General features: G+C 63.1%; 32 protein-coding genes. 22 read left to right on the top strand and 10 right to left on the bottom strand.

What is annotated here, in order from left to right:
* Positions 1–4: 4 nt before the first annotated feature.
* The 4 genes from CJO11_RS03500 to CJO11_RS03485 all read right to left on the bottom strand — a co-directional run bounded on the left by CJO11_RS03500 (position 5) and on the right by CJO11_RS03485 (position 5,022).
* A complete protein-coding gene (locus CJO11_RS03500; RefSeq protein ID WP_095011471.1) occupies positions 5–1,093 on the bottom strand; it encodes a phosphotransferase family protein in 1,089 nt (362 codons plus the stop codon).
* The gene (locus tag CJO11_RS03495) at positions 1,090–2,178 is read right to left on the bottom strand and encodes a Zn-dependent alcohol dehydrogenase (protein ID WP_095011470.1); all 1,089 of its coding nucleotides are present in this window, start codon (positions 2,176–2,178) and stop codon (positions 1,090–1,092) included. The genes CJO11_RS03500 and CJO11_RS03495 overlap by 4 nt, the downstream gene beginning before the upstream one ends.
* On the bottom strand, positions 2,175–3,461 hold the full coding sequence (locus CJO11_RS03490) for an acyl-CoA dehydrogenase family protein (RefSeq protein WP_095011469.1): 1,287 nt from the start codon (positions 3,459–3,461) through the stop codon (positions 2,175–2,177). Before CJO11_RS03490 ends, CJO11_RS03495 begins: the two co-directional genes overlap by 4 nt.
* Positions 3,462–3,573: 112 nt before the next feature.
* Positions 3,574–5,022 carry an MFS transporter gene (locus tag CJO11_RS03485; protein WP_095011468.1) on the bottom strand — a complete coding sequence of 483 codons (1,449 nt, stop codon included), beginning with the start codon at positions 5,020–5,022 and terminating at the stop codon, positions 3,574–3,576.
* Between the two features lie 239 nt (positions 5,023–5,261).
* On the opposite strand from CJO11_RS03485, the gene CJO11_RS03480 reads away from it, so the two are divergent.
* The 6 genes from CJO11_RS03480 (at position 5,262) to CJO11_RS03455 (ending at position 10,338) form a co-directional block, all read left to right on the top strand.
* A complete protein-coding gene (locus tag CJO11_RS03480; RefSeq protein WP_095011467.1) occupies positions 5,262–6,446 on the top strand; it encodes an acyl-CoA dehydrogenase family protein in 1,185 nt (394 codons plus the stop codon).
* A gap of 3 nt (positions 6,447–6,449) precedes the next feature.
* Entirely contained in the window at positions 6,450–7,589 is a 1,140-nt protein-coding gene (locus tag CJO11_RS03475; protein ID WP_095011466.1) for an acyl-CoA dehydrogenase family protein, read from the top strand.
* Between the two features lie 19 nt (positions 7,590–7,608).
* Entirely contained in the window at positions 7,609–8,415 is an 807-nt protein-coding gene (locus tag CJO11_RS03470) for an SDR family NAD(P)-dependent oxidoreductase (protein WP_095011465.1), read from the top strand.
* 3 nt (positions 8,416–8,418) lie between these two features.
* The gene (locus tag CJO11_RS03465; RefSeq protein ID WP_095011464.1) at positions 8,419–9,309 is read left to right on the top strand and encodes an SMP-30/gluconolactonase/LRE family protein; all 891 of its coding nucleotides are present in this window, start codon (positions 8,419–8,421) and stop codon (positions 9,307–9,309) included.
* A 73-nt stretch (positions 9,310–9,382) separates the two neighbouring features.
* The gene (locus CJO11_RS03460; RefSeq protein ID WP_095011463.1) at positions 9,383–9,745 is read left to right on the top strand and encodes a VOC family protein; all 363 of its coding nucleotides are present in this window, start codon (positions 9,383–9,385) and stop codon (positions 9,743–9,745) included.
* Positions 9,746–9,948: 203 nt separating this feature from the next.
* Positions 9,949–10,338: a UrcA family protein gene (locus tag CJO11_RS03455; protein WP_150124967.1), complete on the top strand. Its 390-nt coding sequence runs from the start codon at positions 9,949–9,951 to the stop codon at positions 10,336–10,338.
* A gap of 29 nt (positions 10,339–10,367) precedes the next feature.
* Here the strand turns inward: CJO11_RS03455 and CJO11_RS03450 are convergent, their stop codons facing one another.
* A complete protein-coding gene (locus CJO11_RS03450) occupies positions 10,368–11,981 on the bottom strand; it encodes a winged helix-turn-helix domain-containing protein (protein ID WP_095011461.1) in 1,614 nt (537 codons plus the stop codon).
* Positions 11,982–12,192: 211 nt separating this feature from the next.
* Here CJO11_RS03450 and CJO11_RS03445 point away from each other — a divergent pair, with 211 nt between their 5' ends.
* Positions 12,193–12,522 (top strand): UrcA family protein, encoded by a 330-nt coding sequence (locus CJO11_RS03445; protein ID WP_095011460.1) that lies wholly within the window; start codon positions 12,193–12,195, stop codon positions 12,520–12,522.
* A gap of 120 nt (positions 12,523–12,642) precedes the next feature.
* Here CJO11_RS03445 and gmk read toward each other — a convergent pair whose 3' ends face one another.
* The 3 genes from gmk to CJO11_RS03430 are packed head-to-tail and all read right to left on the bottom strand — an operon-like array spanning position 12,643 to position 14,330.
* Positions 12,643–13,290, bottom strand: a complete 648-nt coding sequence (gmk, locus tag CJO11_RS03440) for a guanylate kinase (protein WP_095011459.1) — start codon at positions 13,288–13,290, stop codon at positions 12,643–12,645.
* A gap of 53 nt (positions 13,291–13,343) precedes the next feature.
* Positions 13,344–13,799, bottom strand: coding sequence for a hypothetical protein (locus CJO11_RS03435; RefSeq protein WP_095011458.1), 456 nt, complete (start codon positions 13,797–13,799; stop codon positions 13,344–13,346).
* 27 nt (positions 13,800–13,826) lie between these two features.
* Positions 13,827–14,330, bottom strand: a complete 504-nt coding sequence (locus CJO11_RS03430; protein ID WP_095013190.1) for an SspB family protein — start codon at positions 14,328–14,330, stop codon at positions 13,827–13,829.
* 85 nt (positions 14,331–14,415) lie between these two features.
* Here CJO11_RS03430 and hisB point away from each other — a divergent pair, with 85 nt between their 5' ends.
* The 13 genes from hisB to pal all read left to right on the top strand — a co-directional run bounded on the left by hisB (position 14,416) and on the right by pal (position 22,836).
* Positions 14,416–15,009, top strand: coding sequence for an imidazoleglycerol-phosphate dehydratase HisB (gene hisB, locus CJO11_RS03425; protein WP_095011457.1), 594 nt, complete (start codon positions 14,416–14,418; stop codon positions 15,007–15,009).
* Entirely contained in the window at positions 15,002–15,631 is a 630-nt protein-coding gene (hisH, locus tag CJO11_RS03420; protein WP_095011456.1) for an imidazole glycerol phosphate synthase subunit HisH, read from the top strand. The genes hisB and hisH overlap by 8 nt, the downstream gene beginning before the upstream one ends.
* Complete coding sequence (gene hisA / locus CJO11_RS03415; protein ID WP_095011455.1) at positions 15,628–16,356, top strand: 1-(5-phosphoribosyl)-5-[(5-phosphoribosylamino)methylideneamino]imidazole-4-carboxamide isomerase; 729 nt, start codon at positions 15,628–15,630, stop codon at positions 16,354–16,356. Before hisH ends, hisA begins: the two co-directional genes overlap by 4 nt.
* 229 nt (positions 16,357–16,585) lie before the next feature.
* The gene (hisF, locus tag CJO11_RS03410; protein WP_095011454.1) at positions 16,586–17,344 is read left to right on the top strand and encodes an imidazole glycerol phosphate synthase subunit HisF; all 759 of its coding nucleotides are present in this window, start codon (positions 16,586–16,588) and stop codon (positions 17,342–17,344) included.
* Between the two features lie 85 nt (positions 17,345–17,429).
* Positions 17,430–17,591, top strand: coding sequence for a PEP-CTERM sorting domain-containing protein (locus tag CJO11_RS03405; protein ID WP_169829126.1), 162 nt, complete (start codon positions 17,430–17,432; stop codon positions 17,589–17,591).
* A 42-nt stretch (positions 17,592–17,633) separates the two neighbouring features.
* A complete protein-coding gene (locus CJO11_RS03400) occupies positions 17,634–17,951 on the top strand; it encodes a phosphoribosyl-ATP diphosphatase (RefSeq protein ID WP_095011452.1) in 318 nt (105 codons plus the stop codon).
* A complete protein-coding gene (locus tag CJO11_RS03395; protein ID WP_095011451.1) occupies positions 17,951–18,325 on the top strand; it encodes a histidine triad nucleotide-binding protein in 375 nt (124 codons plus the stop codon). The genes CJO11_RS03400 and CJO11_RS03395 overlap by 1 nt, the downstream gene beginning before the upstream one ends.
* Positions 18,326–18,409: 84 nt before the next feature.
* The gene (locus tag CJO11_RS03390; protein ID WP_095011450.1) at positions 18,410–18,862 is read left to right on the top strand and encodes a YbgC/FadM family acyl-CoA thioesterase; all 453 of its coding nucleotides are present in this window, start codon (positions 18,410–18,412) and stop codon (positions 18,860–18,862) included.
* Positions 18,859–19,566, top strand: coding sequence for a protein TolQ (tolQ, locus tag CJO11_RS03385; protein WP_205651101.1), 708 nt, complete (start codon positions 18,859–18,861; stop codon positions 19,564–19,566). The genes CJO11_RS03390 and tolQ overlap by 4 nt, the downstream gene beginning before the upstream one ends.
* Positions 19,566–20,009: an ExbD/TolR family protein gene (locus CJO11_RS03380; RefSeq protein ID WP_095011449.1), complete on the top strand. Its 444-nt coding sequence runs from the start codon at positions 19,566–19,568 to the stop codon at positions 20,007–20,009. Before tolQ ends, CJO11_RS03380 begins: the two co-directional genes overlap by 1 nt.
* Before the next feature lie 14 nt (positions 20,010–20,023).
* Entirely contained in the window at positions 20,024–20,827 is an 804-nt protein-coding gene (locus CJO11_RS03375; RefSeq protein ID WP_095011448.1) for an energy transducer TonB, read from the top strand.
* Complete coding sequence (gene tolB / locus CJO11_RS03370) at positions 20,824–22,248, top strand: Tol-Pal system beta propeller repeat protein TolB (protein WP_095011447.1); 1,425 nt, start codon at positions 20,824–20,826, stop codon at positions 22,246–22,248. The genes CJO11_RS03375 and tolB overlap by 4 nt, the downstream gene beginning before the upstream one ends.
* Before the next feature lie 72 nt (positions 22,249–22,320).
* Complete coding sequence (pal, locus tag CJO11_RS03365) at positions 22,321–22,836, top strand: peptidoglycan-associated lipoprotein Pal (RefSeq protein WP_095011446.1); 516 nt, start codon at positions 22,321–22,323, stop codon at positions 22,834–22,836.
* Positions 22,837–22,840: 4 nt separating this feature from the next.
* Here pal and CJO11_RS03360 read toward each other — a convergent pair whose 3' ends face one another.
* Positions 22,841–23,023, bottom strand: coding sequence for a hypothetical protein (locus CJO11_RS03360; protein ID WP_095011445.1), 183 nt, complete (start codon positions 23,021–23,023; stop codon positions 22,841–22,843).
* A 122-nt stretch (positions 23,024–23,145) separates the two neighbouring features.
* Between CJO11_RS03360 and CJO11_RS03355 the strand changes: the two genes are divergently transcribed.
* Positions 23,146–23,679, top strand: a complete 534-nt coding sequence (locus CJO11_RS03355; RefSeq protein ID WP_095011444.1) for a J domain-containing protein — start codon at positions 23,146–23,148, stop codon at positions 23,677–23,679.
* Between the two features lie 98 nt (positions 23,680–23,777).
* Positions 23,778–25,394 (top strand): M20/M25/M40 family metallo-hydrolase, encoded by a 1,617-nt coding sequence (locus CJO11_RS03350; protein WP_095011443.1) that lies wholly within the window; start codon positions 23,778–23,780, stop codon positions 25,392–25,394.
* A gap of 21 nt (positions 25,395–25,415) precedes the next feature.
* Here the strand turns inward: CJO11_RS03350 and CJO11_RS03345 are convergent, their stop codons facing one another.
* Complete coding sequence (locus CJO11_RS03345; protein ID WP_095011442.1) at positions 25,416–26,681, bottom strand: cystathionine gamma-synthase family protein; 1,266 nt, start codon at positions 26,679–26,681, stop codon at positions 25,416–25,418.
* Positions 26,682–26,716 lie beyond the last annotated feature (35 nt).

The following is a 26,716-nucleotide window of genomic DNA, read 5'->3' as shown; positions in this document are numbered from 1 at the left end:
GCGCCTAGCTGGCGCCTGCTTTCACCGCGAATTCCCATGCCTTGTCGGCCAGAGGAGCAACCCGGTCCGATTGCGCCTTGGCATGAGCCGAACTGGCGGTGCCATCGATCACCCGCTTCTTGATCCCCTGGAGGATGCCCGCAAGGCGGAAGAAGTTGTAGGCGAAGAACCAGTTCATGTCGGGCACTTCGGTGCGGCCAGTGGCATTGCAATAGCGTTCGACGACTTCGTCGAGTTCGGGAATGCCCAATGCCGTGCGGTCGAGGTCCATCACGCCTGACCGGCCGCCGTTCTCGGTGACGTACATCATGCACAAGTAGGTGAAATCCGACATTGGATCGCCGAGCGTCGACAGCTCCCAATCGAGCACAGCGAGTACCTCGGGGCGATCCTTCGCGAAGATCATGTTGTCGATGCGGTAATCGCCGTGGACCACGCTCGTCCGGGTTTGCTCGGGAAGGGTCGCCGGGAGATACTCGATCAGCTTCTCCATCGACGGCAGCGTGTCGGTTTCCGACAGGCGATACTGCTTGGTCCAGCGATCGACCTGGCGGCCGAAGTAGTTGCCCGGCTTGCCGAACGTTTCGAGCCCCGCTTCCTCGATATCGACGTTGTGGAGCGCGGCGAGGGTATCGACCATCGCATCGTAGACTGCACGGCGTTCGTTGGCAGTGGCACCGGGCATGGCACCATCCCAGATCGTGCGGCCGTCGACCATGTCCATCACGTAGAACCACGAACCGACCACATCGTCGTCGGTGCACAGGCCGAACTGCCGCGCGACCGGGAAGCCGACCTTGTGCAAGCCGGACTGGACACGGAACTCGCGGTCCACCGCGTGCGCGCTGGGTAGCAGTTTGCCGAATGGCTTGCGGCGCAGGACATAGTTCTTGTTCGGGGTCGATATCTTGTAGGTCGGGTTCGACTGTCCGCCTTTGAACTTGGCCTGCGTCAGCGGTCCTTCGAACCCTTCGACGTTGGCTTCCATCCACGCGGTGAGCCTGGCTTCGTCGAGATGATCGGCCTCGGACGGTTCGACCGTGCCCGAGAACGCCTTCGTCGCGTCGGCGATTTCGGGGCTGGGCACGCTCATTGATCGAACACGATCACGCTGCGCGCGCTGTCGCCCTTTTTCATCTTCTCGAATCCGTCGTTGACGCCGGACAGCGGGATCCTTTCGGCAATGATCGTGTCGAGATCGAGCAAGCCGCGCATGTAGAAATCGACCAGGCGCGGCAGGTCGACTGGAAAGCGGTTCATCCCCATGATCGCGCCCTGCAGCTTCTTGCCGCCGAGCAGGTCCAGCGCGCCAAGCCCGACCTTGCAGTCGAGCGGCATCATCCCGAGGATCGTGGCTGTTCCGCCGCGCCGCAGTACTTTTACGGCCAGGTCGGCCGATGCCTGCCGTCCGACCGCCTCGATCGCGTGGTCGACCCCGCCGCCGGTCATGGCGATGACCTGCTGGGCGGCGTCTTCGGCCAGCGCATCGACAGCATCGGTAGCACCTAAGGCCTTGGCCAGCTCGCGCTTCTCGGGCACCGGGTCGCAGGCAATCACGCGGCCCGCGCCGGCAATCTTGGCGGCGTTGATGGCCGCAAGTCCTACGCCGCCGCAACCGACCACTGCAACGGTCTCACCCGGCACCAGCTTGCAGGCGTTGAACACCGCACCGGCACCGGTGGTGACCGCGCATCCGATCACTGCCGCCCGGTCGAGCGGCATTTCGGGATTGATCCGCACGCAGGCGTGCTCGTGGATCAGCATCTGTTCGGCAAAGGCCGAGAGGTTGAGCATCTGGTTGACCGTACTGCCGTCAGGCCGGGTGATGCGCGGGGCCTGGTCTGCGGTTCGGCGGGTCTCACCCCCGAGGCACAGCGCCATTCGGCCAGTCACGCAGAACTCGCAGTGACCGCAGAACGCGCTGAGGCACGAAACGACGTGATCGCCCGGCTTGACGGTGCGAACCTCGCTGCCGACCGCTTCGACGATCCCCGCAGCTTCGTGTCCGGGCACAGCGGGCAGGGCGTGCGGATAGGTTCCTTCGATGAAGTGGAGATCCGAATGGCAAAGCCCGCAAGCCGCAGTCCGGATCAGCACTTCATGCGGGCCCGGCTTGGAGATCGAGAGTTCCTCGATCTCCAGCGGCTTGTTCGGCTCGATAAGGACGGCAGCCTTCATCGGGTGGCCCCCATGTCGCCCGAGCTGAACGATTCCTCGTCAGGCGACGGTGCGTGGCGGGCGAATTCCATCCGGGCGATCGCGCGGGCGTGGACTTCGTCCGGTCCGTCCGCCAGGCGCAGCGTGCGCTGGTGGGCGTAGGCGCTGGCCAGACCATAGTCGTCCGACACGCCGCCGCCGCCGTGAGCCTGGATCGCATCGTCGATGATCCGTAGCGCCATGTTCGGCGCCTGGACCTTGATCATGGCGATTTCCTGCGCGGCGGCCTTGTTGCCGACCTTGTCCATCATGTCGGCTGCCTTGAGGCACAACAGGCGTGTCATGTCGATATTGATCCGTGCCTGCGCCACGCGCTGTTCCCAGATCGAATGCTGGAAGATCGGCTTGCCGAATGCGACGCGCGATTGGAGCCGCTTGCACATCTTCTCAAGCGCTTCCTCGGCAACCCCGATCGTGCGCATGCAGTGGTGAATGCGGCCCGGCCCGAGGCGGCCCTGCGCGATTTCGAACCCGCGCCCTTCGCCAAGCAGCATGTTGCTGGCGGGAACGCGCACGTTGTTGAGCTTGATTTCCATGTGACCGTGCGGCGCGTCGTCATAGCCGAACACCGGCAGGTAGCGGAGGATCTCGACGCCTTCCGCGTCCATTGGCATCACAATCATCGATTGCTGCTGGTGGCGCTTGGCCTCGAAATCGGTCTTGCCCATCACGATTGCGACCGAGCAGCGCGGATCGCCCGCGCCCGACGACCACCACTTGCGCCCGTTGATGACGTATTCGTCGCCGTCGCGTTTGATCGAGCATTCGATGTTGGTCGCATCCGAACTGGCGACCTGCGGCTCGGTCATCAGGAAGGCGGAGCGGATCTCGCCGTTCATCAGCGGCCTGAGCCACTGTTCCTTCTGCTCGCGGGTTCCGTAGCGGTGGAACACTTCCATGTTGCCGGTGTCGGGGGCGGAGCAGTTGAATACTTCGCTGGCCCAACCGATGCGGCCCATTTCTTCCGCGCACAACGCGTATTCGAGGTTTGTCAGGCCAGGCCCTTCAAATTCGAACGTGTCGTCGACGTGTGCGCGACCGGACTGAGGCGGCATGAACAGGTTCCAGATCCCTTGCGCCTTGGCCCGGGCTTTTTCCTCTTCGATCACCGGGATCACTTTCCAGCGCTCGCCTTCCTTGTCCTGTGCGACGTAGTCGCCGACGCGCGGACGGACATGGTTTTCGATGAAGTTGCGCACGCGGTCGCGCCAGTGGGTCTGCCGTTCGGTGGGGTCGAAATCCATGTCCGCTATTCCTCTTTTGGTGACTCGCCCTCGAAACAGGCCATTCGCGAGTCGGTTTCAATTCAGGACCGTGGCAGAGTCGCATTCGCCCGCCAAGGCCGTTCGTCAATTTCTACGGATGAGCTCCATCCGCGTCGTGATCGATAGTTGCGGCGGCCGCCAGCGCACTCAGCCGTGCTTCGTGGTCGGCGCGCGAGATCGGGAACCGGCTGAAGGTGTAGGTCGAGGCCGCTGCCGCGACAACCACGATCCCCGCGTAGGCGATCGTCAGTTTGTCGATCACCAGCGGATCGACCTGGCCGGGGATCGCATGGCTGCGCAGCCCGGCATAATCGAGCAGCACGCCGGTGATGCCGATGCCGACAGCTGTCCCGCATTTCTGGACGAACATCCAGCCGGATGCGAACACCCCTTCGGTGCGGCGCCCGGTTTCCTGCTGCGAAGCCTCGACGACATCTGCGAGCATCGATTGTGCGGAAACCATGCCGGAGACCGCGGCGGCGTTCGAAACGAACATGAAGCTCATCAACAGGATGCTGGAAAAGGTCGTGCCCTCGACCGGCCAGATCCCGCCGAGACGCAAGGCATAGGGCGTAATCCAGAAGCCGGTCGTCACGAACCCGCATGCAACCGCAGTGGCGCGCTTGCCGATCCGGCGATGGAGCGGCTGGACCACTGTGAACGCGAGGAACACCGAAGCCATCAGCAGGAACGGCAGCAGCGCGAAGAAGAACTCGCTGAACTGCCACACATAGAGGTACAGGAAGTTGGCGATGGTGAAGGTCATCTGCGTGCTTGAAATCGCGATCAGCGCGGCGGAAAGCAGGATGACTGCCGCGGGATGACGCAGCGACTGGCCAATTTCCTTCAAGGCATGGAGCGGCGAGCTTGGCTCGGGCCGCGTTGCCGGCAAGTGCGCAACCCGGCGGTGGAGACCGATCGCCGAGATCAGCACCGCGCTGAGCATGATGATCGCACCGGCGAGGCCATATTTCCAATAGCCATCGGGATTGAGCTGGCCGAACTTGTGGGTCGCGTCGGAACGCAGGAACACCGCGTTGGCGAGGAAGAAAGCGAGCAATCCTCCGGCCCACCCGAACAGGTATCGAAAGCGCGTCAGCCGGGTGCGCTCCTCGTAGTCGGTGGTGAGCTCTGCCACGAGCGACTGCGAAGGCACCTCACAAGCCGAAACCAGCGTCCGTACGAGGATCGCGACCACCACGAGGTAGAGGAAGATATGGGTATGGTCCTCGGGCGGGGACCACAGCATCATCCACGCGACCGCGAGCGGCCAAGGCGCGATATAGAGCCACGGGTGCCGGCGACCCCAGCGGGTGTATGTCCGGTCGGACAGGTGGCCGATCAGAGGATCGACGAAGGCGTCGGCCATGAGGGCGAACATCAGCGCAAGGCTGACGAGCTTGGCATCGAGCCCCACGACCTGGCTGTAGAAGATCAGCAGGAATGTCGAAAAGCCGTTGTCCTTGACCCCGTAAGCGATCGACCCGAAGCCGTTGGCGACCACGATCCGGGTCGGCAGCTTTTCCGATGCGGGAATCATCAGTTGGCGACTCGCGCGCCGACCGAGCTGCGGGGGGAATCGGGGGCTTGCATCGCTCTCCTGCGGCCTCTGTGCACGGGCCTTTCGTATACCGGGTACGTTACTGGACTGCCGCGTTTCGTCAACGCTCGATCGCTTGACGCTACGGCAAGGCGGTAGCAGCGGTATGGCATCAATTCAGGCCTTGCGATGGGGCGGGAATCGCTCCTACGGTCGCGCCGAAAGAGAAGGAGAGAGCGATGTCCGATCTCGACCAGTTCCGGTCAGAAACCCGCGCGTGGCTGGAAGCGAACTGCCCCGCCGAAATGCGCGAGCCCGTGCGCGAAGACGCCGATATCTATTGGGGCGGGCGCAATGCCACTTTCAAGAACGATGCGCAGAAAGCATGGTTCGAAGTGTGCCGCGACAAGGGCTACACCGTCCCGGCGTGGCCCAAGGAATATGGCGGCGCAGGGCTCTCCCCGGCAGAAGCGAAGGTCTTGCGCGAGGAAATGGCGCGGATCCACGCGCGCGCCCCGCTTCAGAGCTTTGGTATCTGGATGCTTGGCCCGGCGCTGCTTCATTTCGGCACCGAGGTGCAGAAGCAGCGTTTCCTCAATGAAATCGCCCGCGGCGAAATCCGCTGGTGCCAGGGCTATTCGGAGCCGGGCAGCGGGTCGGACCTGGTGTCGTTGCAGACGTTCGGCGAAGACAAGGGCGATCACTGGGTCGTCAATGGCCAGAAGATCTGGACCAGCTACGCCGACAAGGCGGACTGGATCTTCTGCCTCGTCCGCACCGACAAGAACGACAAGTATCGCGGCATCACCTTCATGCTGTTCGATATGACCTCGCCAGGCGTTTCGACCAAGCCGATCCTGCTGATCAGCGGCAACAGCCCGTTCTGCGAGACCTTCTTCGACGACGTGAAGGTGCCCAAGGAATACGCCGACGGCATCCCCGCGCAGGTAGGCGAAGTGAATCGCGGGTGGGACGTAGCCAAGTACCTGCTTGGCCACGAGCGCGAGATGATCTCTGGCGCTGGCGATACCGAGCGCGGGGCCGGGATCGGCGCGATGCTTACTCGTGCGGCCGGAGGCGTTCTCGATCCGGTGCTGCGTGCAGAGTTGGCGATGTTCGACGTCGACGCGCTGGCCTATTCGGCGATGGGCGAGAAGTTCCTCGACGAGATCAAGGTCGGCAAGGCGCACCCCGCCCAGCCGAACATGATGAAATACGCCGGGACCGAGCTCAATAAGCGTCGCAACGAGCTGATCATGGCGGCGGGCGGTTCGGCCGCGCTTGAATGGGACAGCGAGGAATCGAACGGCGGCTCGAAGGCCCGCAGCTGGCTGCGGACCAAGGCCAACTCGATCGAGGGCGGGACCAGCGAGGTCATGCTCAACGTCGTCGCCAAACGTATCCTCGAACTGCCGGGAGCCTGATCGATGCCTCTTTATTACGACGACGACCAGACGATGCTGGCCGACACCGCTGCCCAGTTCATGGGCGAGGAAGGCGCGATCGCCAAGCAGCTGCGCCACTGGCGCGATAAGGGCTGCAAGGATGGTTTCGGCCATGCCCTGTGGAAGCAGATGGCCGAAATGGGCTTCACCGGGATACTCGTTCCCGAAGCCGATGGCGGCATGGGCATGGGTAATGTCGAAGCCGGGATCGTGCTCGAGGAAATCGGACGCAACCTGACCCCTTCGCCGTTCCTTACTAGCTCGGTGATGGCTGCGACCGCGTTGGGCCTGGGCAGCGACGACCTCAAGGGCCGCTACCTGCCGGGCCTGCTGGCGGGCGACAGCGTGTTCGCCGTGGCGATTGACGAAGGCCCCAAGCACAATCCCGACCGGATCGCCTGCAAGGCTGAGAAGTCGGGCAACGGGTTCAAGCTGACCGGCAAGAAGGACTTCGTGGTCCAGGGCGCGAGCGCGGACATGATCGTCGTCGCTGCGCGTACCGCCGGGTCTGACGACGATGCTGAGGGCGTGACCCTGTTCGCGGTGCCCAAGGATGCCGCCGGCGTGGGCCATAACTCGGTGCGGCTGGTGGACAGCTCGATGGCAAGCCATGTGACCTTCGACGCTGTCGAGCTCGATGGCGATGCCGTGATCGGCGAAGTCGACGGTGGTCGCGACGTACTCAATCGCGTGCTCGATGCCGGGCGCGTCGGCGCGGCGGCCGAAGGCGTCGGCGTGGCGCGTGGATCGATGGACATGACCATCGACTACCTCAAGCAGCGCAAGCAGTTTGGGCGTCTGATCGGTGAATTCCAGGCGCTGCAGCACCGTGCGGCGCACCTCTATTCGGAGGTCGAGATCGCCCGTGCCGTGGTCATCAAGGCGCAGCAACTGCTCGATGCCGGGGCCGAGAACGCCTCGCTGATGGCCTCGGTCGCGAAGGCCAAGGTCGGCAAGGCGGCGGGCCTCGCGGTAAAGGAAGGCGTGCAGATGCACGGCGGCATCGGTATGACCGACGAGTACGACATCGGGCTTTATATGAAGCGCGACCGCGCGCTCGCCGAGTTCATGGGCGATGTCTATTACCACGCGGGCCGTGTGGCAGAGATGAGCGGCTACTGAGCCGAACGGGAGAGATTGGATGAACCTGCAGGAAATGTTCGGCCTCGATGGCCGGATCGCGCTCGTCACCGGTGGTAGCCGGGGTATCGGACGGATGATCGTCGAAGGCTTCCTCGCTGCCGGATGTGCCAAGGTCTATATCACCGCGCGTAAGGGCGGCGAATTGCACGAGGCTGCCGCTGAACTGGGCGAAAAGGTCATCCCGATCCAGGGCGATATCTCGACCATGGAAGGGATCGACGAGCTGGTGGCGGAAATTTCCAGCCGCGAGACGAAGCTGGACATCCTCGTCAACAACGCCGGTGCGGCGTGGGGCGCGGAATTCGACGAGTTCCCCGAGGCTGGCTGGGACAAAGTGATGGACCTGAACGTCAAGACGCCGTTCTTCCTCACGCAAAAGCTGCACGGTCTGCTCAAGGCTGCGGCCAGCGCCGATCGTCCTGCCAAGGTGATCAACATCACCTCGGTCGATGGGCAGCGCGTCAATCCGTGGGAGACCTATAGCTACCAGGCGAGCAAGGCGGCGCTGATCCACTTGACCCGTCGCATGGCCGCGCGGCTAGTGAAGGATCATATCTACGTGACGAGCCTCGCACCGGGGGCGTTCCCGTCGAACATGAACCGCGTGGCGCGCGACATGGAAGCGGAAAGCGCCAAGGGCATTCCCAGCAAGCGCGTGGGCGACAAGTGGGATATGGGCGGAACGGCGGTCTATCTCGCCAGTCGCGCGGGAGACTACACGATCGGCGAAACGCTCACTGTCGATGGCGGCATCGTGAACGCGCACCTGCCGACCCACTTCGCGGACCCGGCAGCGGGGCGCTGAGCCATGGCCAGCGAACTGCACGAAGTCGTTTCGGGTATCCATTTCGGCGAAGGGCCGCGGTGGCATGACGGTCGGCTGTGGTTCTCGGACTTCTATGCTCACCAGGTCTGCTCGGTAAACGAGGACGGTAGCGACCTTCGGGTCGAAGTGCAGTTCGACGACGGCGGACAGCCGTCGGGTCTCGGATGGATGCCCGACGGTTCGCTGCTGGTCGTCAAGATGCAAGCGCAGGAGGTGTGGCGGCGCTGGCCTGACGGGCGGTTCGCGCTCCATGCGGATCTCTCGGGTCATGCCAATTTCTGGGCCAATGACATGGTCGTCGACGCGCATGGCCGTGCCTATGTCGGCAACTTCGGGTTCGACCTCGATGCCGATCTCGATGCGCGCGGGCCGGAAGCTGTGATTGCCGACCACCCGAAGACCGTGCTCGCGCTGGTCGAACCGGACGGCAGCGTCAGCGATGCGGCGGACGGGCTCAGTTTCCCTAACGGCACGGTCATCACGCCCGATGGCAAGACGATGATCATCGGCGAAACGCTGGCGATGTGCCTGACCACGTTCGATATCGGTACTGACGGCTCACTTTCCAATCGCCGGGTGTGGGCGCCGACCGCGCCGCACGTGCCCGACGGAATCTGCCTCGATGCCGAAGGTGCGGTGTGGATCGCCGATCCGCTCTCGCCGCAATGCGTTCGCATCGGGGAGGGCGGCAAGGTGCTCGACACGGTGCCGACCGGCGATCTCAACACGTTTGCCTGCATGTTGGGCGGGGCGGACGGGAAGACGCTGTTCATGGCGGTCGCCCCCACGTCGCACCGCGATATCGTTTCGGCGGAAAAACTCGGCAAGATCGTTGCCGCCAAGGTCGACGTGCCGCGCGCCGGACGGCCCTGAAACGGATCAATCGGGCGCTCGCCGGAACGGATAGTCCGTGTTATCGCGTTCGCTTCCTGGGGAGGAACGAACGATGGCCAAAGTATTCGGCATAGGCGGTATTTTCTACAAGGCGGCGGACCCTGACGCGATGCGCGATTGGTACCAACGCGTGCTCGGGTTCGACCTGACCGACTGGGGCAGCGCGATGTTCACCGACGTCTCGAAAGGCTTCCAGCAATGGAGCCTGTTCCCGGCGGACACCGACTACATGAAGCCATCAGACCAGCCGTTCATGATCAACCTGATGGTCGACGACCTCGATGGAATGGTCGCGCGGATCGAGAGCGAAGGCGTCGAAGTGCTCGATCGCCAAAGCGAGGACTATGGCAAATTCGCGTGGATCGTCGATCCGGCGGGCGTGAAGCTGGAACTGTGGCAGCCGCCCGAGGAGTGAGGGAAATTCCGGACTGGCCGCTCTCAGGATCTGGTACTGGCAACTCAATGTCTGCAATGGGGTGGTTAGCGGACATTGTTATTCCGACGCAGCAGGAAACATCTAGATTGGTGTGGAATGGTCGATCGAAGCCTTGATCAGCGAAGGATCAGCCTCCGATACGCGAACGATTAGCTTCATGGTAAGGTGCGCCCGCGTTTAAAGTGGCAAGTTTTCCTTTCCGCGGCACCTTTGTTGGCTGCGGCATCGAGAGGAATCTTGCCATGCTACGAACTACTGCCTTCTTGGGATTAGCGTTGGTCGCTGTCGCATCGCCAGTCATGGCGCAAAAGCCGGTAAAGGTCCCAGTGCGATACGAAGATCTCGATATTTCAACCCCGCAAGGACAGGCTGCGTTCGACAATCGGATCGACGAAGCCGTTCGAAATGTCTGCGGTGCAGACGTCTGGATGAATGCGAAAGAGTACTTTGACATCGATCACTGCATGAAAGCCGCTTATGCTGACGCGCGCGCGCAGCGTCAGGCTGCGATCGCACGCAGGATGGAACGACGCCCTACGGTTACGATTGTCGCGTTGCGTTCAAAGCCATAATTTGAGCATCTGCGAAGGACGCCGACTGACTAGGCCCGACGAAAATCCGGCTGAACTCCAGCTTCTTGCCAGTAGCGCTCCAAACCGAGAGCCGAAGTGATACTACCAAACCTCGGATCGGCCCAAATCGGTCGCATTACTGGCAAGAAGAGAAATGCGGTGCTGCGCTCGTCCAGCCTCGCCTCGCTTGCGTCACCGCTCTGCGGCGGGCTGTCGGGCACTAAGAAACCACGCGAAAAATAGAACGCATCTAGGATAACGAAGGCGTCGTTCGTTCGCCCGAGCGCTGCAGCGGCAAGAATGGCATTCTGAGCATCGATCTCACTTCGATGCGCCCTTGCCTTTTCGTTCTTCGCCGCACGCTCGACCTTGTCAGGATCACGGCTCGCGATCGCTTCCCCAAGGAGAAGCAGGCGATCGATCTCGCCTTGATCCATGCCTGCCGGACGCGCTTGCTCGTCGTCAATCAGCGCGATTGCCTTGCGCGGATTGCCCCCAAACATGGCGAGCTGTAGGTTCATTTCCCAGAGAGCAGAGTGAGCAGGGTAGAGCCCGACACCTTCTTCCATCAGCCGATCTGCCTGCTCGATACGATTCGCCCCCCACTCCGCGACAACCCTCAACAGGTAGGTAATTGGAGCATCGGGCTTGATCCGAATACGCTTCAGTTCGGAGGCAGCTTCGGCACAGCGTCCCACCCGAAGAAGCGTGCTTCCGATTGCATGAATAACGATCTGCCGATCGGGCTGCTCCCGGTGTGAACGCTGGAATTCCCGTTCCATGTGCAGCCAATTGCCCATCATCGGTCGGTCATAAGCTAAAGCGACACGAGCGTAGGCATTGTGTGGGTCTAGCTCCAGTGCCTGTTGCGCTGCGGATCGCGAATGATCACGCAACGTCGCGACGCGCTCTATCGTATCGCGATGCGAGGCATCCGCGTAGACGCAACCAAGCAGTCCCCAGGCGTCGGCATAGTTAGGTGCCAATTCGGTCGCCCTTCGGAAGAATCCCAACGCCTGGTCAGGACCATCGGCTGTCGCCTGAGCCCACGCTTGCCAACCTTGCGCAATGAGCGCTTGAGCTTCGGGCGGTATCGCCGGATCAGTGAGCCGCCGAATGAAAAATCCGCCTGCGCTCGCAGCTGCGAGCAGAACTGCGCCGCCGCCGAACACCAGGATCCGTCGGCGGGGAAGTCTTCCCACAAAAGTTGACTGCAGGTCCGAATTTCCAACCGCAGTTGTGCTGTACGCATCCTCGGCCGAAATGCCCTCCGCAAAGGCAAGGCGATACCCAACCCGTTTGATAGTTTCGATTGAGAACGCGCGCCGCCCGATTCCCTCCGAAACCCTGCGCAATTGCGAAATCACGCGATCGATCGATGCTTCTCCCACGATCCTGCCATCCCAGCACGACTGGATGAGATCATCCCGCGATAGAATCCGGCCATTTGCGCGAAAGAGCGCCACCAGCACCTGCATGACACGTGGCTGCAGGAATTCCTCTTCGCCGTCCGAATGAGCTATCCGACGCAGCGCAGGCTGGATCGTCAGCGGTCCAAGAACAAACGAATCCTGATGCGCGAGATCGATCCGCTCTTCTGGAGCAAAGCCATTCGTTTGTTCGAATGCAGCGGCGGGAGGCATTGGCGATCACTCCGACATTCTCGGTCTGAATTACTCCAGAACATCCATCGAATGAAGACCATACGATTTTGAAGCACGGAAGCCTGATCAGCGAAGGATCAGCTTCCGATGCGCGAATGATTAGCTCCGGGGTCAGGCCCGCTCGCTTTCAAGGTGGCATCATTTCCCCTCTGCGGCGCTTTGACTGCCGCACTATCGAGAGGACTTTGCCATGCTGAAAGTTATTATAGCCGCGACCATCGCTTTGGTCGCCGTGGCTTCACCTGCTATGGCGCAGGAGCCAAAGACAGTAATCGTCGGATACCACGACATCGACATCACAACACAGGAAGGTCAAGCCGAACTCGATCACCGGATCGCCCATGCTATACGTCGTGCCTGTCGGACCACCAGCTGGTGGAATGAGGAAGATCTATCCGAAATAAGGCAATGCGTGAAAGCAGCTCGCGCTTCCGCTGCCGATCAACGTCAGGTCGCCATTGCTCGCGCAATGGGGAAGCGGTCCGCCGCGACTGATCTGGCATTTCGCTCAACACGTTGAACCAACAAGGCTCGGCTTTGGATTTTAGAGGACTGTCGCTGGCCAATTTCTGGGATAAAAAATTGGCGTGATGGCAGTCCGCAAACGTTTCGTTCGCTGCCAGTCAGCTTTCCGCCGTCGCTAGCTCATCAATTCGCGCACGAACGGGATCAGGCCGGTCTGGCGCTGGCGCTTCATGCGCTCGGCGTGGAGGATTTTGGCGACCTTGGCGAAGCACGCGTCAACGTCGTCGTTGATCACTACGTAGTCGTAAGCGTCCCAGTGGCTGATTTCGCCGCGGGCGCGCTCCATCCGGCTGTCGATTACGTCATCGCTATCTTGCGCGCGCGATTCGAGGCGACGGCGCAGTTCCTTGATGCTCGGCGGCAGGATGAATACCCGCACAACATCCTGCTGGTCTTTCTGGTAGAGCTGCTGGGTGCCTTGCCAGTCGATGTCGAACAGGAAATCCTGCCCATCTTTCAGCGCGTTGCGGATATGACCCTTGGGGGTGCCATAGCGATACCCGAACACCGGGGCCCATTCGTAAAAGTCGTCTTCCGCCACCATTGCGTCGAACCTTTCGTCCGACACGAAGTGGTAATGGACCCCATCGATCTCGCCGGGGCGTGGCGGCCTGGTGGTGACCGAGACCGAGAGCTTGATCTCGCCGTCCGCTGCAAGAAGCATCCGGCTGATCGTCGTCTTGCCTGCGCCGCTTGGCGAGGACAGGATGAACATCAGTCCGCGCCGGGCGAGGGGAGACGTTGCGGATGTGGAGTCGGCCATGCGCGCTGTTGCCGCATAGGCGGTAAAGAAATCAACCCCGCACGTCGCGATGGTCAATCTGCGGGCGGCAGCTTCTTCTGCTTGCGCAGCGCGCGTTCGGCTTCGCGCCGCACCCTTCGCTTTGCCCTGCTACGGTCGAACATCGTCTTGGCGAACAGTCCCGTGCCGACCACGATTGCGCCGGGCAGCGAGCGTGTCGCCATGCGCGTTGCGAGGTAACTGGCCAGCGCCGACGTGCCCGAGCGGCCATCGATCATCTCTTTGGCGCGCGATTGGCCGTAGCGGTTGGATAGCAGCCCTTTTTCAAGCGACGTGCGCAGCATCCGTCCGCCGACCCGCAGTGCAACGTCGTGGATCATCAGGTTGGTGGCGGGGTTGGGGGACGGGCCACGCATCGCCTCTTGTTCGATCGCGGGCGCAAGCGGCTCGGGCGCGTCCTCGGCCAAATCCGGAGCTTCCGCTTCCGGCTCGACCAGATTTTCCTTGGTGCGTTTCGAGCGACCGAACATCGATGCTCCCTTGGCCGTAGGTGCAGCCTACTTCTTCTTGCCGAAATCGACCGTGACGACGTTCGAGCCGTCTTCGCTTTCGGTGACCGCGGGGTGAGGCTTGCCCTCTCCACCGTCGTTTTCGGCATCGTCGTGCGCTTCGGGCTCGACCTCGCCCGAGGTTGCCTGGAATTGCAGTCCGAAATCGACCGCCGGATCGACGAAAGCGGTGATTGCGGAAAACGGGACATCGAGCTTCGCGGGAACCTGGTTGAAGCTGAGGCCCACGGTGAATCCGTCCTCGTCGACCTTCAGGTCCCAGAACTTGTTCTGCAGGACGATGGTCATCTCGTCGGGGAAGCGCTCGCGCAGGTGCGGCGGGATGGTGACCCCGGGCGCGCCGGTCTTAAACGTGATGTAGAAGTGATGCTCGCCCGGCAGGGTGCCGCCGCCGGCTTCGATTTCGCCCAGCACACGGCCCACCACGGCGCGCAGCGCCTCCTGCACGATTTCGTCGTACGGGATCAGGCTATCGGGCGTTTCATCACTCATTGCGTGCTTTAGGTGGCTATCCGCGCGCGCCCGGTCAAGCGGGAAAGCTTGCGCCATGCCCAGCCGCGCGTATAGGCGGCAACCCATGCGCACCGGCAAAATTGAGCGAAAGACCAGCGAAACCGCGATCCTCGTCGAGGTGAACCTCGACGGCAGCGGCAGCTATGACGTGGCCACCGGGATCGGCTTTCTCGACCACATGGTCGAGCAGTTCTCGCGCCATTCGCTGATCGACGTGACGATGAAGGTCGATGGCGACCTGCATGTCGACCAGCACCATACTACCGAGGACAGCGCGATCGCGCTCGGCCAGGCGCTTGCTCAGGCGCTGGGCGACAAGGGCGGGATCGGGCGATACGGCAGCGCCTATTCGCCGATGGACGAAACGCTGGCGCGCGTCGCGCTCGATATCTCCGGTCGCCCGTTCCTGGTGTGGCGCGCAGGGTTCAGCCAGGAAAAGCTCGGCGAATGGGATACCGAGCTGATCGAACACTGGTTCCATTCGGTGGCGCAAGCCTGCGGCATCACGCTGCACGTCGAGCTGATTTACGGCACCAACAACCACCATATCTGCGAGAGCATCTACAAGGGATTTGCCCGCGCAATGCGCGCGGCAGTGGAGCTCGACCCGCGCAAGGGCGGGGCGATCCCCAGTACCAAGGGGCAACTGGGTGGCTGAAGCACTCGCGCTAATCGACTATGGCGCGGGCAACCTCCAGTCGGTCCATAACGCGCTGCTCGCCGCCGGAGCGCGGCATGTCCATGTCACCTCGGACCCGGAAATCGTCGCAGGTGCGCGGCGCGTGGTGCTGCCCGGCGTCGGCTCGTTCAAGGCCTGCGCGCACGGGCTCAAGAAGATCCCCGGGCTGGTCGAGGCGATGGAACAGCGGGTGCTGCAGGACGGCGTCCCGTTCCTCGGGATCTGCGTCGGGATGCAGCTACTCGCCACCCGAGGCAGGGAGCACGGCAGCACGCTCGGCCTCGGCTGGATCGAAGGCGAAGTCCTGCCGATCGAGCGGACCGACCCTGCGATCAAGGTGCCGCACATGGGCTGGAACGACGTGCGCCCGATGCCGCACCACGACGGGGCCGAACTGGTCGAGGTGGGCGAGGCCTATTTCCTCCATTCATACCATTTCCAGCCCGACAGCGGGCACGACATCGCCGCGATGACCGACCACGGCGGGGGATTGGTCGCAGCGGTCGCGCGCGACAACCTGCTGGGCGTGCAGTTCCACCCGGAAAAGAGCCAGGCCTATGGCCTTGCGCTGCTCGAACGGTTCCTGGAGTGGAAGCCATGATCGTGTTCCCCGCCATCGACCTCAAGGGCGGCGAAGTCGTGCGGCTGGCCGAAGGCGATATGGGCCGCGCAACCGTTTATGGCGATAACCCCGCCGCGCAGGCGATGATCTTCGCTGGAGCCGGTGCGGAGCACTTGCACGTGGTCGACCTCGACGGGTCGTTTGCGGGGCGAGCGGAGAACCGTGAAGCGGTCGAGGCGATCGTCGCGGAGTTCCCCGGTTATGTACAGCTAGGCGGCGGCATCCGCAACCGCGAGGCGGTCGAGGGCTGGTTCGACCTCGGCGTGGCGCGGGTGGTCATGGGCTCGGCAGCGCTCAAGGACCCGCAGTTCGTGAAGGACATGGCGCGCGAGTTCGAGGGCGGGATCGTGGTTGCGGTCGATGCGCGTGACGGGATGGTGGCGACCGAAGGCTGGGCCGAAGTGTCCGACGTGCCGGTGGTCGATCTTGCCCGCCGGTTCGAGGATGCCGGGGTCGCCTCGCTGCTGTTCACCGACATCGGCCGCGACGGGCTGCTCAAGGGCTGCAACATCGATGCGACGGTGGAATTGGCGCGCAGCGTCGATATCCCGGTGATCGCCAGCGGCGGTGTGAAGGGGCTCGACGATATCCATGTCCTCTCGCTCCACGCGCGAGACGGGATCGAAGGCGTGATAACCGGCCGCGCGCTCTACGAGGGCAAGCTGGACCTTGCCGCCGCAATTGCGATGGGGGCGCGGGCGTGAACAGTTCGCCATTCTGGGTGGTCATTGGGTTGTTTTCATTTGCTGTCATGGCAGTTTGGATCGCCAAAGGACTTCGGAGCGGGAATATGACACCGCTTATTCCCATAGGGACCCCCGAGCCCCATTTCTCACGTCAGGATCGACCAAGGGCTTTTTGGTTCGCGACGGCATGGAACTGCTTCTGCGCACTACTCTTCCTTGTTGGAAGCCTAATCTGGATCATTGGATCATGACCGTCCGTATCCGCGTCATCCCTTGTCTCGACGTTGCCGACGGGCGCGTGGTCAAGGGGGTCAATTTCGTCGACCTGAAGGATGCGGGTGATCCGGTCGAGCAGGCCAAGGCCTACGACGAGGCCGGCGCGGACGAGCTGTGCTTCCTCGATATTTCCGCCAGTCACGAAGGGCGCGGGACCCTGCTCGATATCGTGCGGCGGACGGCGGAAGTGTGCTTCATGCCTTTGACCGTCGGCGGCGGGGTGCGCACGGTAGAGGATGCCCGCGCGCTGCTGCTTGCCGGGGCGGACAAGGTGGCGGTCAATTCCGCCGCCGTCTCGCGGCCCGAAGTCGTCGCCGATATCGCGCACAAGATGGGCAGCCAGTGTGTGGTTGCCTCGGTCGATGCGCGCCGGGTCGGCGATCACTGGGAGATATTCACCCACGGCGGACGCAAGGAAACCGGGATCGACGCGCTCGAACATGCGGTGCGGCTGGCAGAGCTTGGCGCCGGCGAATTGCTGGTTACTTCGATGGACGGTGATGGCACACAAGCCGGGTACGATCTGGAGCTGACCCGCGCGATTGCCGATGCGGTATCGGTCCCGGTCATTGCCAGCGGAGGCGTCGGTACGCTCGAGCACATCGTCGAAGGTGTGACCGAGGGCCACGCCAGCGCGGTGCTGGCTGCCAGCATTTTCCATTTCGGCACCTACACCATCGCGGAAGCGCACGAAGCGCTGCGCGCCGCCGGACTGCCCGCACGGGCCTGAAGTTTCGACTTAAATGCGGTCCCGTTGCGGGACAGGACTGCGCTGGTCGATTGCCGAATCATCCGGGATTACGGCAAACCGCACCATGCGCTATCTCCCTGTTATCGCCCTCCTGCTTACCGCCAGCCCGGCCTTTGCAGCCAGCACTCCAGTGCCCGAACCGGGCAGCATGGGCCTGTTCGGGCTTGGCGTGATCGGCGTCATTGTTGGTCGCCAGGCGGCCAAGAAGCGCTCCAAACGCGACTGATCGCTTGACCAGTGCCCTCGCGCCCCGCCATGAGCGAAGGCGATGGATACCTTAAACCGCCTCGAAGCCACAATCCGCCAGCGGATCGCATCCGGCGATGCATCGGGTAGCTATGTCGCGCAGCTCCACGCGCGCGGCCTGCCGTTAATTGCCCGCAAGTTGGGCGAGGAAGCGGTCGAGGCGGTAGTTGCCGCGCTGTCCGGTTCCGATGAGGAGCTGACAGGGGAAGCCGCGGACGTATTGTTCCACCTGCTCGTCCTGCTCGCCGAAAAGGGCGTGCCCCTTACTGACGTACTGGCCGAACTCGACCGGCGAGAGGGCATTTCGGGCCTCGACGAGAAAGCCAGCAGGAGCTCCTGATGCCGATCGATCCGACCCTGCCGTATGACGACGACAACATCTTCGCGAAGATCCTGCGCGACGAAATCCCGTCGAAGCGGGTCTATGAGGACCAATGGGCGATCGCCTTTCACGACATCAATCCGCAGGCAAAGCTGCACATTCTGGTGATCCCGAGAGGGAAATACGTCAGCTGGGACGATTTCGCGGCGAAGGCTCCGGCGGAAGAGATTGCCGGGTTTATCCGCGCCGTCGGCAACGTGGCGCGCGAGCACGGCCTGGTCGGGCCGGGATACCGCTTGCTCGCCAATGTCGGCTATCACGGCGGCCAGGAAGTCCCGCACTTGCATGTCCACCTGTTCGGCGGGCAGCCGTTGGGCCGGATGATCGCCTGAAGGGGGTTCGTCGCGCGCCCCGCGCCGTTCGTCGAGATTGCCGCTTGCCGGGTGACTCGCCCCTCCGCTAGACGCAAGCCGGAGATGACGACCACGCCCACCCCACCTGGCGGAGTGATCCGCGGCGACACGCACCTGTTCGCCGTGCGTGCCTATTATGAAGACACTGATCTGTCGGGCATTGTCTATCACGCCAACTACCTGCGCTGGTTCGAACGTGCGCGCAGCGACCTGGTGCGGATGCTCGGCATCGACCAGCGTGCCGCGATCGAAGCGGGCGAGGGGGCCTATGCCGTCGCCGACCTGCACATCCGCTACGCCACACCCGCGCGGCTCGACGACGATATCGTGATCGAAAGCCGCTGCACCGAAATGGGGGCGGCGAGCGTCCGGATCGTCCAGCGCGCGATGCGCGGCGACGAGCTTGTCGCCGAACAGACCGTCCGCGTCGGGTTCATCAGTCCGGAAGGTCGCCCGCGTCGCCAGCCAGCCGAATGGCGCACGGCGTTCGCCAGTTTTTCCGAAGGAAATCAATGACCAATCCTGCATTCTTCATGCTGTCTGCACTGACCGTGCCGAGCCGGCTCGATCCCCTGCAGCTGTTTCTCGACGCCGATATCGTGGTGAAGGCGGTACTCGCCGGGCTGCTGCTCGCGAGTATCTGGACGTGGATGATCATCGTCAGCTTTTCGCTTCGCATGGGTAGCGTGCGTCGCAAGAGCCACGCCTTCGAGGAAGAGGTTTGGCAGGCCGACGATTTCGACGCGCTGATGAAGCAGCGTGGAGCGCGCGACAACCCGTCGGCCCGGGTCGTCTCGGCGGCGATGAGCGAATGGCGCCGTTCGACCAAGGGCGGGGTCAAGGATCGCGAAGGACTGCGCCAGCGTCTCGCCGGGGCGATGAGCGGGCAGGTTGCGACCGAAGCGGACGATCTTGCCAACCGGCTCAATTTCCTCGCGACGGTCGGTTCGGTGGCGCCGTTTGTCGGGCTGTTCGGCACCGTCTGGGGGATCATGAACAGCTTCTTCCAGATCGGCAGCCAGTCGAATTCCTCGCTCGCGGTAGTCGCGCCGGGCATTTCCGAGGCTCTGTTCGCCACCGCGATCGGCCTGTTCGCGGCGATCCCGGCGGTTATCGCCTACAATCGTTTCAGCCATGCGGTGAACGCCTTCGAGGCGCGCCTTCAGCGGTTTGCAGACAAGTTCCATGCGGGGCTCAGCCGTCAGCTGGAATCGCTCTGATGGCGATGGGCCTGCACCGGGCCGGCGCGCGCGGAGGTAACCGGGCGCGCACGCCGATGGCGGAGATCAACGTCACGCCGCTGGTCGACGTGATGCTGGTGCTGCTGATCATCTTCATGGTCACCGCTCCGCTGCTCACCGCCGGGGTGCCGGTCGACCTGCCCGACAGCCGTGCCAACCCGCTCGACCAGCAACCCGACCAGGTAACCATCTCGATCGATGCTGCCGGCGAGATCTACATCGATGCCGTCCCGGTACCCGCTGGCGGCCTGTCGCAAGCACTCGACAACCTCCCGCGTAGTGGCGGCAAGGCACCGCTGATAACCTTGCGCGCTGACAAGGTGCTCGATTGGGGCCGGGTGGCGGCGGTGATGGGAGAGCTCAACCACGCCGGGTTCAATTCGATTTCGCTGGTCACCAACAGTTCAGTCTCGGCACCGTAGCGTCCGGTCGGGAGATGGCACTCGCACACCTCAGCCATGAAGAACGTATCGGCCTCGGCGTCGCGCTGGGGCTGCACGTGCTGCTGGCGGTGGTGCTGATCCTGCAGCCGAACAGTCGCCAGCCGCTGCCTCAGCCGGAGCGGATGACGGTCAATCTTGCAACAGATGTCGGATTGCAGGCGCAGGCACCCGCTCCAGTGCCCGATAGTCGTGCGGCGATGGCACCCGAACTCGCGCCCGAACCGGCACCGCTGCCGCAAGTGCAGCCGGCGCCCGAGCCGCCGAGACCGGTCGCGACAACCGCTCCCAAGCCCAAACCGGCGCCCAAGTCGGTGCCACAACCCAAGACCGTGCCGCCCAAACCGGTCGCAAAGCAAGCACCTGCAAAGTCGGCTCCATCCAAGAAGGCCGGTGGCAGCCTAATCGGGTCGAATTTCCTCGCGGGCTCCGGATCGAGCACGACGACCGACGACACCCGCATCCCGGCGAGCCAGATCGGGCCGAGCGCGCGCGCTTCGGTGGTCCAGGCGATCATCCGCCAGATCAAGCCGCACTGGCAAGCGCCGCAAGGTGCCGACGCGGACCTGCTCGTGACTGTGCTTTCGTTTAGGCTCAATCCCGATGGTTCGCTCGCGGGAACGCCGCGCGTTGTTAGCCAATCGGGTGTTACCGCATCCAACCGGCCGCAAGCACCGCTCCATGCCGAGCGGGCAATTCGCGCCGTGGAACTCGCCGCGCCGTTCAACTTGCCGCCCGAATACTACAACGTGTGGAAGACGATCGACGGCGCCAAATTCGACAGGAACCTCTCGAAATGAAACCGCTGATCGTATTCCTCGCCGCCGTGTTGGCGCTCTCCGCTGGTCCGGCGCTGGCCCAAGACGCTTCGAGCGCGCCTCCGAGCGATCTTTCGACCCCTGCACCAGATGGCGGCAAGGTAGAAACGGTCGATCAAGCCAAACCCGACGATGGCGGGTTGTCGTTCACCGTGACCGACGAAAGCCAATGGCAGGACCTTGGCGTCGCGATACCCGGGTTCGCGACCGATTACGATGTGGCGACGCCAGCGAGCACCGGCGGCACTGCAGCGCTCGGCAAGAGCCTGGCGCAAGTGATCTACCATGACCTCAAGTTCAACGGCCTGTTCAAACCGACCGGTCCCGCCGCCTTGCCGCAGCCGGCCTATGGCGAGATTACCGCTCCCACCTGGGCGACCTGGTCGAGCCGCGGGGCGCAAATGCTCGTCGAAGGCTACGTCCGCGCACGCGGCGATGGCAAGCTGATCGTAGGCTGTTACCTCTACGACGTGCAGCTGCAGAAGGAGCTGACGCGCGGCGGGTGGATCGTGCCCCCAGCGGATTGGCGGCGCGCGGCGCACAAATGCTCGGATCTCGTCTATTCGCGTCTGTCGGGCGAAAGTCCGTTCTTCGACAGCAAGATCGCCTACATCGCGGAAACTGGGCCGAAGGATCACCGTATCAAGCGGCTGGCGATCATGGATTCGGACGGCGCCAACCACCGCTTCATCACTACCGGCCGGGCGACTGCGCTGACCCCGCGCTATTCGCCCGACTATAGCAAGCTGCTGTATCTCAGCTATCTCGACGGCAATCCGCGCATCTACATCTACGATATCGGAACCGGCCAGCAGCACCTCGTCACGCAGAGCCGCAATCCCACTTTCGCGCCGCGCTGGAGCCCGGACGGCAAGTGGATTCTCTATTCGATGGCGGTGAACGGCAACACCGACATCTACCGTATTTCCGCCAGCGGTGGGCCGAGCGTGCGACTGACCGACAACCCGGGAATCGATATCGGTGGCTCGTATTCGCCCGACGGGAGCCAGATCGTGTTCGAGAGCGACCGTTCGGGCAGCCAGCAGTGCTACGTGATGGATGCCAACGGAATGAACCAGCACCGCATCAGTTTCTTCGGCGGACGCTGCGCGACGCCCGAATGGAGCCCGCGCGGCGACCTGATCGCGTTCACCCATATCGGCGGTGATTTCGACATTGCGGTGATGACGCCGCAGGGCCGCGACATGCGGGTGCTGACCAACGGCTGGCAGGATGAAGGTCCGACGTGGTCGCCCAACGGTCGCGTGATCCAGTTCTTCCGCACGGCGCCCAATTCGGGCCATACCGCCTTGTGGCAGGTCGACCTGACCGGGCGCAACTTGCGCCGCCTACCGACCCCGGTCGATGCGTCGGATCCGGCTTGGGGGCCGGTCCTGCCGTAATTCGTTTTCTGGTATACAAGGGTGGCAGGAATCGTCCGGCCCCCCGGGAATTCATCGAGAAGGAGACGCAAGATGGATCGTCGCATCGTAATCGCCGCGCTGATGGCGGGCACCGTCATGCTGGCGGGCTGCAAGAAGGAACCGCCCGCATCGCTTCCACCCGAACCGGAACCCTCGGTCGCCGCGACCCCGACCCCGCCGCAGCAGCCGACCGGCCCGACGCTGGGCACGCAGGAACACTTCGTCGATGCGGTGAACGGGCAGAACGTGATCTACTTCGATACCGACAAGTACAACATCGATAGCGCCGATGCGGCCGCTCTTCAGGCACAGGCGCAGTACCTGCTGCGCTACCCGAGCATAAACGTACGGGTGGAGGGCAATTGCGACGAGCGCGGCACGCGCGAATACAACCTCGCGCTGGGCGAGCGCCGTGCGAACGCGGCGAAGAACTACCTCGTTTCGCTGGGTGTCGATGCCAATCGCATCACCACCGTCAGCTATGGCAAGGAACGCCCGGTCGCGCTCGGTTCGAACGAGGCTGCGTGGGCCAAGAACCGCCGCGACGTGACCGTGGTGGTGGAGTAAGCGCTCAGAACGGCAAGATGTCGAGCGTCGGCAGTGCCGGCGCCGACATTTGCGCGGTTGCCGGCAGCAAAGTCGCCCCGCCGACTAGTGATCCGGACGCAATTGCGGGCGCGTGGAGTGCCAGCGCAGACAGCGCGAGCACCGAAGCGGTGGCGGCAATTGTCAATTGTTTGCTCATCTTGAACATCACAGGTTGCATTTAAGGACTAACTTTTTGCATTGCAACATATTGGTTGCGAAATCGTTGGCGCGCCTTCCAAAACATCGCGCCGATCCCTAGGATACCCAAGTGAACGAGGCACAATCCTGATGGCCAAAGCCCGCCGATCGAACGATTGGGGCTTCCCGCGCTGGCGCGGATATGGCTCGTCGCGCGAAGCGACGACCGTGCGGTTGTGCGATCGGCACGGTTGCAAGGAGCCGGGCGATTGCCCCGCGCCGAAATCACCCAACAGCCCGGACAAGTGGTACTTCTGCCAGCAGCACGCAGCCGAATACAATGCCAAGTGGGACTACTTCGAAGGCCTTTCCAAGGAAGAGGCGGCCGAGCGTGCCGCAAACGAGAAGCGCGACAACGCGGGGTTTGCCGAAGCCGCGCACTACGGCTGGGCAGGGAGCGGTGATGGTTCGCGCAGTGCGGATGAAATGCGTGCCCTCGAGTTGCTCGGCCTCGAGGTGGATGCCGATTTCGCGGTGGTCAAGAAGGCCTGGCGGGCGATGGCCAAGGAAGTTCATCCCGATGTGAAGCCGGGCGATGCGGAGGCCGCCAAGCAATTCCACGCCCTTCAGGTAGCCTACGAAGTCCTGCGGCAGGCCGAAGAGCGCCGCGAGTGGAAAGGCTGATCACTCGCTAGAGACCTGCAGGATGGATTGTCGCCTTGCCCCGCCGGTGAAAAAGTGGGAGCACCGCGCCACGACAATTTGAGTCCTGGGGGATTTCGATGAAGCAGACGTATCTTGCCGGCGCGGCTGCGCTGGTTTTCGCCGTAATGCCGCTATCCGGCGTGCAAGCCGATGCCACCGATGGGCAGATCGCGCAGATCATCGATGAAGGGCTGAGCCACAGCCAGGCAATGGCCAACGCCTCGCAGCTGATGGACGGGATCGGCCCGCGGCTGACCAATTCGGAGAATTTCGACAAGGCGGCCGCATGGGCTCTGGCCAAGTTCGAAGCGTACGGACTGACCAACGTCCACAAGGAATCGTACCCGTTCGGGGTCAATTGGAATCTCGATTCGTGGAATGCGACGATGATCGCGCCGCGCATGAAAGTAATGACGTCGCAGCCGGTTGCGTGGACTCCTGCGACCGAGGGCACGGTCAGCGCGCCGGTGATCCTCGCCCCGATGGCCAAGGAGGCCGATTTCGAACGCTGGCGCGGCAAGCTCAAGGGCAAGATCGTGATGGTCAACCTGCCGGGGGAAGCGAGCCAGTCGTCGAGGCCGATGTTCACCCGTTTCGATGCCAAGGATCTTTCGGGCAAGGACGAATTCACGCTGCCGAGCGACAATCTCGAGCCGTACAAGGGGTTCGTGAAGCGGGTCGATTTCGAGCTCAAACTCTCCAGATTCCTCAAGGCCGAAGGGGCGTTGGCGATCGTTCGCAAGAGCTACCGTGAAAACGGCCTCGTGACCGGCGAGGGCTACAATATCGACCCGGCCAACCGGTTGGCGCTGCCGTTCATGGAGCTTTCTAGCGAAGACTATCGTCGGCTCGCCCGGCTCGAAGTTGCGGGCACGCCGCCGGTAATCCAGCTCAATATTGCGACCCACGAAAACCCGCAGGATACGACCGCCGATTACCTCGTGGCGGATATCCAGGGCAGCGATCCCAAGGCGGGTTACGTGATGGCTGGCGGACACTTCGACAGCTGGATCGCCGCCGATGGAGCGACCGATGACGGGGTGCCGAGCGTCGTCGTGATCGAGGCGGCGCGGATCATCAAGAGCCTGGGCGTGAAGCCCAAGCGCACGATCCGCTTCGCGCTATGGTCTGGTGAGGAGCAGGGCCTGCTCGGCTCGATCGCCTACATCGAAAAGCACCTGGCGACCCGCCCTGTCGACACGAATGCCTACGGAGTCGCCCGTTTCGCCGAGTGGACCACCAGGTTCCCGATCACCAAGGGACCGGACTACGACCGGATGAAGGCCTACTTCAACCTCGACAACGGCGCGGGCAAGATCCGCGGGATCTATGCCGAGGACAACGTTGCCGCCGCACCGATGCTCAAGAAATGGCTTGCACCGTTCGCGTCGATGGGCGCGACCGCAGTGGTGATGAGCCGGACCGGCGGGACTGACCACCAGTATATGCAAGCGGTGGGCCTGCCCGGCTTCCAGTTCATCCAGGATCCGCTCGACTACGGCTCACGCGTGCATCACTCGAGCATCGATACGCTCGACCATGCTCCGTCGGACGATGTACGCCAGGCGGCGACGATCCTTGCGGCGATGCTCTGGCAAGCGGCCAACAGCGACGCAGAACTTCCGCGACCGCCGTTGCCGACCGAGCCGAGCAAGTCCAACCCGTTCAAGGTGACGATCCCGGACGACGATTGATCGTCCGGTCGATCGGCCCGATCAGACCGCTTCGAGCGCCTGCTCGAAGTCGGCGATCAAGTCGTCGGCATCTTCGATCCCGATGCTGATCCGCACGAGGTTGTCGGAGATCCCTAGGCTCGTCTTGCGCGCGTCGGGCACCGAAAGGTGGGTCATGCTCGCCGGGTGGCTGGCGAGCGTCTCGGTCCCGCCGAGGCTGACCGCGAGCTTGGCGATCCTGAGCGCGTCGAGGAAGCGGAAGCACTCTGCCTCGCCGCCCTTGATGAACACCGAGAACGTGCTGCCCGCGCCGGTGCAATGGCGGTTGAAGATGTCCTGCTGGCGCGGATCGTTGATCATCCCGAGATAGCCCAGCCGTTCGACCTTGGGGTGCCCCTTCAGGAAGGCGCAGACCTTCTCGGCATTCTCGCCCGCGCGGCTCATCCGCAGTTCGACCGTCTCGAGACTGCGCAGCAGCATCCACGCGGTGTTGGGATCGGCAATCCCGCCCATCGTGTTGCGCAGCATCCGCACCGGGTCGATCCACTTCTTCGCACCTGCGACGCTGCCCGCCACGAGGTCCGAATGGCCGCCAACGTACTTGGTCAGCGAATAGACCACGATGTCCGCCCCTTGATCGAGTGGGCGCTGCCACAGCGGCCCGAGGAAGGTATTGTCGATCGCGATCGGGCAAGCATGGTCGTTGCCAAGTGCTGCGTCGCGCGCTGCGCAGACTGCCTCGACGTCGACCAGCGCGTTTGTCGGGTTGCCCGGGCTTTCGAGGTAGATCATCGCGACCTTGCCGCCTTGTGCCTCTGCCTGCGCCTTGGCCTTGGCGATCACCGAGTCGAGCTCCTCGCGGCTCGCGCCGGCGGGAAAGTCCACATAGGTCACGCCGAACTTGGCGAGCGTCTTGGCGACGAAGCCTTCGCTCGCGGCATAAAGTGGGCCGGAATGGACGATCACGTCACCCGCCGCGCACAGGCTCATCATCAGCACGCAGATTGCGGTCATCCCGCTGGAGAAGCACAGCGCGTCTTCCGCGCCGTCCCAGATCGCCAGCCGATCCTCGAGGATTTCCTGGTTGGGGCCATTGAACCGCGAATAGACGAGGCCGTCTGCGCCGCCGGGGCGCTTGCCGGTGATCCCTTCGAAGTGGCGCTTGCCCGCTGCCGCGTTCTCGAATGCGAAGGTGCTGGTGAGGAACACCGGCGGCTTGAGGCTGCCTTCGGACAGTGCAGGATCGTAGCCGTGGCCCATCATCAAGGTGCTGGGCCTCAAGTCGCGGGTATTCTTGGGATGAGCCATCGCAGGCGTCCTTCCTTTGCGTCTCACGCTCCCAG

The organism is Tsuneonella mangrovi (assembly GCF_002269345.1).
Lineage (GTDB): Bacteria > Pseudomonadota > Alphaproteobacteria > Sphingomonadales > Sphingomonadaceae > Tsuneonella > Tsuneonella mangrovi.
The sequence above is the reverse complement of the archived record's forward strand: the minus strand, read 5'-3'. Positions and strand labels throughout refer to the sequence as shown.